Source organism: Zoogloea sp. LCSB751, assembly GCF_002028455.1.
In the GTDB taxonomy this organism is placed as follows: domain Bacteria; phylum Pseudomonadota; class Gammaproteobacteria; order Burkholderiales; family Rhodocyclaceae; genus Zoogloea.
This window is the reverse complement of the sequence record NZ_MWUM01000481.1, coordinates 1-246: the sequence shown is the minus strand read 5'-3', so window position 1 is coordinate 246 and position 246 is coordinate 1. Positions and strand designations below refer to the sequence as shown.

1 pseudogene is annotated in these 246 nt (G+C 65.4%); it reads left to right on the top strand.

Annotated elements, in window-relative coordinates:
• A pseudogene (locus B4920_RS27390) lies at positions 1 to 246 on the top strand (IS1634 family transposase); the annotation flags it as partial.

Genomic DNA, 246 nt, shown 5'->3' with positions numbered 1-246 from the left:
AGGCGTTCACCAAACTGTGCGCGCGGCGCTTTGCCTGTCAGGCCGATGCCGAAGCGGAGCTGGCGCGCTTTGCCAACGGGCTGAAACTACTGGAGATTGTGCAAGGCCACGTGCTGACGGAGCCCGTTTACGCCAGCGCCGGCAGACCCAAAAGCGGCCAGCAACCCGACAGCTATCAGTACCGCATCGAGGGTCAGGCAGCGACCTGCCTGGAACGGGTGGAGGAGGCCAACGCCCAGACGGGCG